Annotated in this window: 8 protein-coding genes; 1 reads left to right on the forward strand and 7 read right to left on the reverse strand. The window is 66.9% G+C overall.

Features of this window, described 5'->3' with window-relative positions:
- Positions 1-69: 69 nt before the first annotated feature.
- The 3 genes from J7024_RS25940 to J7024_RS25950 all read right to left on the reverse strand — a co-directional run bounded on the left by J7024_RS25940 (position 70) and on the right by J7024_RS25950 (position 3,482).
- Positions 70-1,194, reverse strand: a complete 1,125-nt coding sequence (locus J7024_RS25940) for a DUF2817 domain-containing protein (protein ID WP_124897633.1) — start codon at positions 1,192-1,194, stop codon at positions 70-72.
- A 76-nt stretch (positions 1,195-1,270) separates the two neighbouring features.
- On the reverse strand, positions 1,271-2,431 hold the full coding sequence (locus tag J7024_RS25945) for a 2Fe-2S iron-sulfur cluster-binding protein (RefSeq protein WP_124897632.1): 1,161 nt from the start codon (positions 2,429-2,431) through the stop codon (positions 1,271-1,273).
- 1 nt (position 2,432) lies between these two features.
- Positions 2,433-3,482: an aromatic ring-hydroxylating dioxygenase subunit alpha gene (locus J7024_RS25950; protein WP_175796487.1), complete on the reverse strand. Its 1,050-nt coding sequence runs from the start codon at positions 3,480-3,482 to the stop codon at positions 2,433-2,435.
- Positions 3,483-3,651: 169 nt separating this feature from the next.
- Between J7024_RS25950 and J7024_RS25955 the strand changes: the two genes are divergently transcribed.
- Entirely contained in the window at positions 3,652-4,605 is a 954-nt protein-coding gene (locus J7024_RS25955; protein ID WP_175751856.1) for a LysR substrate-binding domain-containing protein, read from the forward strand.
- A gap of 313 nt (positions 4,606-4,918) precedes the next feature.
- On the opposite strand, the gene J7024_RS25960 is transcribed toward J7024_RS25955, so the two are convergent.
- The 4 genes from J7024_RS25960 to J7024_RS25975 form a co-directional block, all read right to left on the reverse strand.
- Complete coding sequence (locus tag J7024_RS25960) at positions 4,919-5,692, reverse strand: ABC transporter substrate-binding protein (RefSeq protein WP_124897689.1); 774 nt, start codon at positions 5,690-5,692, stop codon at positions 4,919-4,921.
- A gap of 454 nt (positions 5,693-6,146) precedes the next feature.
- Positions 6,147-7,001 (reverse strand): 3-hydroxybutyryl-CoA dehydrogenase, encoded by an 855-nt coding sequence (locus J7024_RS25965; protein ID WP_124897629.1) that lies wholly within the window; start codon positions 6,999-7,001, stop codon positions 6,147-6,149.
- Positions 7,002-7,038: 37 nt separating this feature from the next.
- Positions 7,039-8,232 carry a beta-ketothiolase BktB gene (gene bktB / locus J7024_RS25970; protein ID WP_124897628.1) on the reverse strand — a complete coding sequence of 398 codons (1,194 nt, stop codon included), beginning with the start codon at positions 8,230-8,232 and terminating at the stop codon, positions 7,039-7,041.
- A gap of 49 nt (positions 8,233-8,281) precedes the next feature.
- Positions 8,282-8,411, reverse strand: a 130-nt coding sequence (locus J7024_RS25975; protein WP_148091825.1) for a 4Fe-4S dicluster domain-containing protein, incomplete at its 5' end; no start/stop codon positions are given.

An 8,411-nucleotide genomic window follows, 5' to 3' on the forward strand; every position in this document is an offset into this window, starting at 1 on the left:
CGTGATCGCCACCATGTCGCCACACAGGCGGCGCACGCGCATGTCCACCGGTCACGCGGCACGGACGGCTCAATCTGCGTGGTTCGGCCGAATGTCCGGCAACCCGCTCAACGCACGGTTCAGCACCTGCCGTGTACGCACCCACGCAATCTCCCGCCAGTCGCGATCGGCCGGCAAAAACGCGTCGAACAGGGCACGCTTGATCTGCCTGCCGCGCGCGTCGCGCGGATCACCATGCAGATGCAGCCAGTGATCGTCGCGCAGCGCCGCATGCATCGGCACCTCGGGAAACGTTCCGCACTCGATCACGAACTGCATCAGATGCGTATCGGGCAACGCATCGAGCATCGCCTGCGACGTATAGCCGGTCGCGCGCGCGGCCACGCCCGTGTCGCTGACCGCCGCATCGTGCGCCGTCAGCAGCGTATGGAGCCACGGGCCGAACAGCTTTTCGGCATCGGCGAGCGCCGGATAGCGTGACTGCGCGATCGCCATCAGCATCGGATGCCCGAACGGCCCCGCGCCGGTGTGCAGATCGAACGCGATCGCGATCTGTGCGGGCCGCAGGCACTGCGCAACGATCTCGCGCAGCGTCCGGTTCGACCACGTCGGCTGCTGGCCGCCGTAGAAGAGCCCGTCCGCGTGAACGTATTGCCCCGCTTCAAGCAACGCCAGATAACCGGGCCAGCCGAGCGAACGCAAATGCGCATCGAGCCGCTCGTCCGCGCGCCGGCGTTCCGGGCCGTCGAAATCGCGGCACGTGTAGATGTCGTGGATCGCTTCGTATCCGTGATTGACGGGCAACGCGGCCCCGAAATCCACGTAGTTTCGGTTCAGGTCGACGTTGTCTTCGGTGACGCGCCGCACCCATGCGGTGCCCCACGGATTGATCAGATGCACCATCAGCACGGCCACACCGGGCGGCAGCGCACGCCCGGCGAGTTCGTGCAGCCATTCGGTCTGACACGTGGATCCGTAATAGCCTTCGACGCCATGCGTGCCGGATACGACTGCCAGCACGCGGCGCGCGTCACGCGGGCCGAGCCACGCGACGTCGGTCGCGAGCGGCTCGCCCGCCGGCCCGGCGAGCGGGTGCGGATGGCTCGTCACCGTCGCGTCGGCCGCTTCGGCCGCCTGCAGGAACTGCGTGCGTTGCCGCATGAAATCGGCATCGGCCGGAAAGTCGTACTTCATCGTTGCATCCTCCTTGCTCGCGCGGCGGACTGCGCCGCTCGTCGCCGGTTCGGTTCATACGCGCAGCCGCCGCGCATCAGCGGCGCCCGCATTGCAGATCGAGCGTCACCGCGCCGGTCGGCCGCGCGCAGCACAGCAATACCGATCCTTCGGGTGGCGCCGACAGCGGATCCTCGTCATACGCGACGCTGCCGGACAGCAGCGGCGTCATGCACGCATTGCACAGGCCGGCACGGCAGTTGAATACCGGCGCATATCCCGCCTGCTCGGCCATCTCCAGTAACGAGCCGTGTTCCGGTCGCCAGTGTATCGGCTGGCCATGCGGCTCGAAGCGCACGGTGATCGCAGCGCCGTCGGCATCGGCCGGATCGGCACTCGCACCCGTAGTTGCAGCCTGCCCCGCGATGCCGGACCGCGATGCATCGGCTTCGCCGTCAAGCACCGTCGCCGGCCCGAAGAATTCGTGGCGCATCCGCTCGCGCGCGACGCCCAGCCCGCGCAGCAGCCGCCAGTTCGCCTGCATGAAACCGGGCGGGCCGCACAGGTACACGTCGTAGTCGTCGAGCGGCAGCAACGATTGCAACAACTCGCGCGTCACGATCCCCCGACTGTCGAAACCGCCGCGCGCGATATCGTCCTCGAGCGGTTGCCGGTAGCATACGTGCACGTCGATGCCGTCCCGCACCGCGGCCAGCGCGCGCACTTCGTCGGCGAACGCATGGACCGCGCCGTTCTCGCATGCGTGAATGAAATGCACGCGCCGATGCGACGCGCGCGACAGCCGATGCAGCATGCTGACCATCGGCGTTACGCCGACGCCGCCGCTCATCAGCACGACCGGACGCTCGCTGCCTTCGTCGCACACGAACGCACCGGCCGGGCCGGCCAGCTCGAGTTCGGCACCGACGTCGACGTTCGCGTGCAGATACGTGGAGCCGCATCCCGGCGGCACGTCTCCGCCGCCGTCCTCGCGCTTGACCGAGATGCGCCAGCGTGTCGTGTCGGCAGGGTCGCCCGACAGGCTGTAGTGACGCAGCACGCGCGCGCCGTCCGGCAGCGTCAACCGCAGCACGACGAACTGGCCGGGCGTGAACGCCAGCGGTCGCGCACCGTCCATCGGCACGAGTTCGAACGACACGATCGCACCACTCTCGCGTGTGCGGCGCTCGACGCGAAACCGCTCGAACCGGCTCGGCGCGGCCGGCGCCTGTGCGGCAGTCAAACCGGCGGCGGCCATGCTATCGCCCCGCCTCACAGGCGACGGCAACCGCCGCCTGTTCGGCGTCGATCATCTGACCGAGCGCGCGCCGGAACCGCAGCGGCCCGGAATCGATCGCAAGATCGATGTTCGGCTTGCGCCGGCGCGCCATGCCCGCATGCACGGCGGCCAGCACCACGCGATCCTCCTCGAACGCATGACGCACGTCCTCGTCGAACGCGCGCGACACCTGTTCGTCGCCCGGCGCGAAATTGCGCGTCTGGAACCAGAAGTAGCGCGTATGCGCATCGTCGACCGGCGTCATGAAGTTGTACGAGTTCATCAGGAACACGTCCGGATGCACGGCACCGTCGTCGCTGCCGGTGCCGGCCGGCGTGAAAATCGCCTTGATCACCGCGACCGACGGAAACCGCACCTCGTAATGCTGCTTGCGATCGCAGCGCCCCGCGAAGCGGACGAATTTCGCGTAGAACGGCGCGACGTCGACGTCGCGCATCCAGCGCGACACGGTCACGCCGTTGTCGGCGATGCTCGTCTTCAACGGCTCGGATTCGCACGCGGCGTTGCCGAATGACGACCGATGCACCCACGCGACATGCGACGGATCGAGCAGGTTGTCGGTCATGTACAGGTAGTGACAATCGACGGTCATCGCATCGCCGCGATTGAGGCCCCACGCCGGATCGTCCCATTCGTCGATCGTCAGGATCGCGTCCGGATCCGCAGCCGCTTCGTCGCCCATCCATACCCACACGAGCCCGTAGCGCTCCGCGACCGGATACCGCCGGACCATCGCCTGTGCCGGAATCCGGGCCGAGCCGGGCGCGCGCACGCACGCGCCGGAACAGTCGAACGTCAGGCCGTGATAGCCGCATTCGACGTCGTCGCCCGTCAGCCGGCCCATCGACAGCGGCAGCATCCGGTGCGGGCACGCGTCCTCGAGCGCCACCGGCGTGCCGTCGGCCTTGCGATACAGCACGATGCGCTCGCCGAGCATCGTCACGGGCGTCAGCCTGCGCGTGACATCCTTGTCCCATGCCGCGACATACCAAGCGTTTCTCAAAAACATCCGATTCTCCTGTGGTTCGGAGTCGCGCGCCGCGCTCCCCGGTATCGATGGCTCAGACCAAAGCATAAGAAACCGCAACAGGAAAGAATAGCTACCCAAAACTGATCGATGCTTTAGTATCTCTAAAATGAATTTCGTCTACGATCGCGCTTTTGCCGGATCCACTGCCATGAGTACGCTTCCTCCCTTGCGCGCGCTGCAGGTCTTCGAAGCCGTCGGTCGCTGCGGCGGCATCGCCGAAGCCGCGAAACGCCTCGGCATTTCGGCGGGCGCCGTCAGCCAGCAGATGAAACTGCTCGAGGACACGCTCGATATCAGCCTGCTCGAGAAGGACGGCAAGCGGCTGCGGCTCACGACGGCCGGGCGCCGCTACCACGAGCGCTGCGCGGATGCGTTCGAACGGCTGCGCATCGCGCACGCGGAAGTCGAGCGCTCGCGGCACGACCGCAACCTGCGGATCAGCGCACTGCCGTCGCTGCTGTCGAAATGGCTCGCGCCACGCGTGATCGAATGGCAGCAGGCCTACCCGGAACTGAGCCTCTATCTCGACGGCACGCATACCGAGCCGTTTCCGGACGGCTGCGAGATCGATTTCCGGATCAGCTATGGCGATCGCGTCGCCGACGTCGACAACGCGGTCGAGCTGTTTCGCGACGCCGTGGTGCCCGCGTGCAGCCCGCACCTGCTTCACGATCGCACACCGCTCGCGGCGCCGGCCGACCTGCTGCCGTTCCCGCTGATCGCGATCGACTGGCAGCCGAAATTCGCGTCGCCGCCGTCGTGGCAGGACTGGTTCGACGCGCATGGCGTGGATGCGGCGACGGCAGCGCCGGTCCGCCATGCCTTCTCGCTGTCGAGCATCGCGATCCAGGCTGCGATCGACGGCCACGGCTTCGTGCTCGCGCAATCGTCGATGATCGTCGACGACGTCGCCGCCGGGCGGCTCGTCGTGCCGCTCGCGTCGGGACTGCCGCTGCCGTGGCCGTACTTCCTCGCGTGGAAGAAAAGCGCGTTCGACAAACCGGAATGCCGCAGCTTCCATCGCTGGCTGCTCACGCGTGCGCGCGAGCAGCAGCAGGTCAGCGACCAGTTGGTTGCGGCGCGCCCGACGGGCGCCGCGTAGCACGACTCGGAACTTGTGCCGGATGCCGACCCGCGCGCTGCGCACTGCCATTACGCAAGGCGCTCGAAGAGGCCGTGGTCAGCACGATCTCGCCGGGCAATCGACCGCCGGATCCGGCCGCCGAATGCTTCCTCGACTGCCTGATCGAGACAATCCGCGCGGCACTATCGTCGGCCTCGCCGCATGCGAGCGAGGTGCTGCAATCGGTCGGCCTCGCCGCATGCGAGCGAGGTGCTGCAATCGGTCGGCCTGCCGATCCGGGCGCCCCCAGGCACCCGATGCGCCGGGCGGCACGCGACGGCACCGTTTCCGGTTACGGATTCGACTGTTCGATATCGAAATAGCGGCGTTCCAGCCGGCGGAACGTACCGTCCTGGTTCATCGCCGCAATCGCGCCGTCGATCTTTTCGCGCAGCGCGCCGTCTTCCTTGCGCAGGCCGATCGCCACGCCCTTGCCGAGCGTCTTCTCGTCGACGACCGGCTCACCGACGAACGCATAGCCCGCGCCTTGCGGCGTCTTCAGAAACCCCTCGCTTGCGGCGATCATGTCGGTCAGCGTCGCGTCGAGGCGGCCGGCGCGCAGATCGTTGTATACGAGTTCCTGGTTCGCGTACGACACGACCTCGATGCCGGCAGGTGCCCAATACGTGCGCGCATAGGTCTCCTGAGTCGAGCCCTGCGCGACGCCGACGCGTTTGCCTCGCAGCGACGCGACGGTCGGCTTGAGGTCGCGGCCGCGCGGGCCGACCAGTCGGCTCGGCGTATTGAACAGCGACGTGGAGAACGCAACCTGCGTCTCGCGCTGCGGGGTGACCGACATTGCAGACAGGATCGCGTCGAACTTTCGGCCCTTGAGCGCCGGGATGATGCCGTCGAATGCCGTCTCGACCCACACGCACCGCGCGTTCAGACGGCGGCAGATCTCGTTGCCGACATCGATGTCGAAGCCGACGAGTTGCCCCGACGGCGCTTTCGATTCGAACGGTGCGTAGGACGGATCCACGCCGAAACGAAGGCGTGTCGCGTCGCCTGCATGGGCGGAAACAGCCGACACCAGCATGACCAGACCGGCAATTGCGTTTTTCATGTGTGCTCCAGGAAACTCGGATCGAGGCGGCGCGTACTCACGTTGCGCGTGCCCGGCCGACAGGTTGAAACGACCGGGACCAAGCTTAAAAATCCACAATTCCGCCGAACAGAGGCCTCGTGCTGCGCGTCCCTTAAGTTTTTCTAAAATGGCGGCGTGCGGTCGAGCAATTCGGCTTGCACCTGGACGCCGCATATTCATCTGCCGAATACCGGGTGTCGCGGCAGGCCGAACACTGATCGCCCCGCTCGCGCGGCGCAGGCCGACCGTGCGCTGCAGGAGTTCGACCGGCAGGACGGGGAGTTCCCGGCGAGCCTGCTCGCGGATGCGTCGGGAGTCGCGATGTTCAAACGGACGTTGCCGCGGGATCTGGCGGGTGCCCGACGCGCGAACGCGCCACCCAAAGAAAACGGCCGCCCGAAGGCGGCCGTACGAAGTGGCACCGACGCGCCGCTTACTTGCTGTAGTCGTACACCCCGCGCCCGGTCTTGCGCCCGAGGCGCCCGGCCGACACCATTTCGCGCAGCAGCGGGCATGCACGGTATTTCGTGTCGCCGAAATCCTTCAGAAACACGTCCATCACCGCGAGGCACACGTCGAGACCGACCAGATCGGCCAGCGCGAGCGGCCCGATCGGATGGTTCGCACCGAGCTTCATCCCCGCATCGATCTCCTCGGCCGACGCGATGCCTTCGGCCAGCACGAAGAACGCTTCGTTGATCATCGGCACGAGGATCCGGTTCACGACGAAGCCCGGCGCGTTGCGCACGCCGATCGGCGACTTGTCGAAACGCTCGGTCAGCGCGCGCACGGCCGACGCGGTTGCTTCGCTCGTCTGCAGCCCGCGGATGATCTCGACGAGCGGCATCAGCGGCACCGGGTTGAAGAAGTGCATGCCGACGAAGCGCGACGGATCGGCGAGCAGCGCCGCGAGCGCGGTGATCGAGATCGACGACGTGTTGGTCGCGATGATCGCATCGGGCCGCGCGACCGACTCGATCTGCTTCAGGATGCGGCTCTTCAGCTCGACGTTTTCGGTCGCGGCTTCGATCACGATGTCGACCGCGGCGAGCTTCGCGTAATCGGTCGACGTCGTGATGCGAGCAAGTGCGGCGTCGCGTGCGCCGGCGTCGAGCTTGTCCTTCGACACGAGCCGCTCGAGGCTGCCCTTCAGCGCGGCGACGCCCTTGTCGAGCGCCGCATCGCTGACGTCGATCATCACGACGTTGAGTCCTGCAACGGCTGCGGTTTGCGCAATGCCGTTGCCCATGGTTCCGGCGCCCACGACGCCGACGGTTTCGATGGCCATACGATTCCTGTGTGTTCGGGTGCTGAGCGGTCGATTATCAGATGTTCTCGAAGATTGCCGCAATCCCCTGACCGCCGCCGATACACATCGTCACGAGCGCATAACGCCCGCCGATGCGCTTGAGTTCGTACAGCGCCTTGACCGTGATCAACGCGCCGGTCGCGCCGATCGGGTGGCCGAGCGAAATGCCCGAGCCGTTCGGGTTGACCTTGGCCGGATCGAGGCCGAGTTCCTGCGTGACCGCGCACGCCTGCGCGGCGAACGCCTCGTTCGCCTCGATTACGTCGAGATCGGCGATCTTCAGGCCCGCGCGCTCGAGCGCCTTCTGCGTGGCCGGTACCGGGCCGATACCCATGTACGCCGGATCGACGCCCGCATGCGCATACGCGACGAGACGCGCGAGCGGCTTCACGCCCTGCGCGCGCGCAGCGTCCGCACTCATCATCAGCACGGCGGCGGCGGCGTCGTTGATCCCCGACGCGTTGCCGGCCGTCACCGTGCCGTTCTCTTTCGCGAACACCGGCTTGAGCTTCGTGAAATCGTCCGGGCCGGCATCGTGGCGCACGTGCTCGTCGGTGTCGAATGCGATCTCGCCCTTCTTCGTACGGATCGAGATCGGCAGGATCTGGTCCTTGAAGCGGCCCTCGGCGATCGCGCGCGCCGCGCGACGATGCGATTCGAGCGCGAGCGCATCCTGCGCGTCACGCGAAATGCCGTATTTCTTGGCGACGTTCTCGGCCGTCACGCCCATGTGGATCGTCTGGAACGGGTCGTGCAGCGCGCCGAGCATCATGTCGACGAGCTTGCCGTCGCCCATGCGCTGGCCGAAGCGCGCGGCCGGCACCGTGTACGGCGCACGGCTCATGCTCTCCGAGCCGCCGCCGATCGCGACGTCGGCGTCGCCGAGCATGATCGTCTGCGCGGCCGACACGATCGCCTGCAGGCCCGAGCCGCACAGACGGTTCACCGTCAGCGCCGGCGCGTGCTGCGCGACGCCGCCGTTGATCGCCGCGACACGCGCGAGATACATGTCCTTCGGCTCGGTGTTCACGACGTGGCCGAACACGACATGGCCGACCGCATCGCCCGGCACGTTCGCGCGCGACAGCACTTCGCTCACGACCTTCGCACCGAGATCGGTCGGCGAGAAATCCTTCAGGCTCCCGCCGAAATCGCCGATCGCGGTACGGACACCGCTCACCACCACGACTTCCTTCGCTGCATTGCTCATCGTCTCACTCCGGTTCGTTCGCGCCCGCGGGCGCGGGGATGCGTTTGCGTTACATGTTCGGGTAATTCGGCCCACCGCCGCCTTCCGGCGTGACCCACACGATGTTCTGGGTCGGGTCCTTGATGTCGCAGGTCTTGCAGTGCACGCAGTTCTGCGCGTTGATCACCAGCCGGTCGCTG

Origin of the sequence: Burkholderia sp. WTPI3 (assembly GCF_021483755.1) — a bacterium.
Classification (GTDB): domain Bacteria; phylum Pseudomonadota; class Gammaproteobacteria; order Burkholderiales; family Burkholderiaceae; genus Burkholderia.

Coding starts and splice junctions, on each gene's coding strand:
- J7024_RS25940 (WP_124897633.1), bottom strand. CDS start 1,194: ATGAAGTACGACTTTCCGGCCGATGCCGATTTCATGCGGCAACGCACG.
- J7024_RS25945 (WP_124897632.1), bottom strand. CDS start 2,431: ATGGCCGCCGCCGGTTTGACTGCCGCACAGGCGCCGGCCGCGCCGAGC.
- J7024_RS25950 (WP_175796487.1), bottom strand. CDS start 3,482: ATGTTTTTGAGAAACGCTTGGTATGTCGCGGCATGGGACAAGGATGTC.
- J7024_RS25955 (WP_175751856.1), top strand. CDS start 3,652: ATGAGTACGCTTCCTCCCTTGCGCGCGCTGCAGGTCTTCGAAGCCGTC.
- J7024_RS25960 (WP_124897689.1), bottom strand. CDS start 5,692: ATGAAAAACGCAATTGCCGGTCTGGTCATGCTGGTGTCGGCTGTTTCC.
- J7024_RS25965 (WP_124897629.1), bottom strand. CDS start 7,001: ATGGCCATCGAAACCGTCGGCGTCGTGGGCGCCGGAACCATGGGCAAC.
- bktB (WP_124897628.1), bottom strand. CDS start 8,232: ATGAGCAATGCAGCGAAGGAAGTCGTGGTGGTGAGCGGTGTCCGTACC.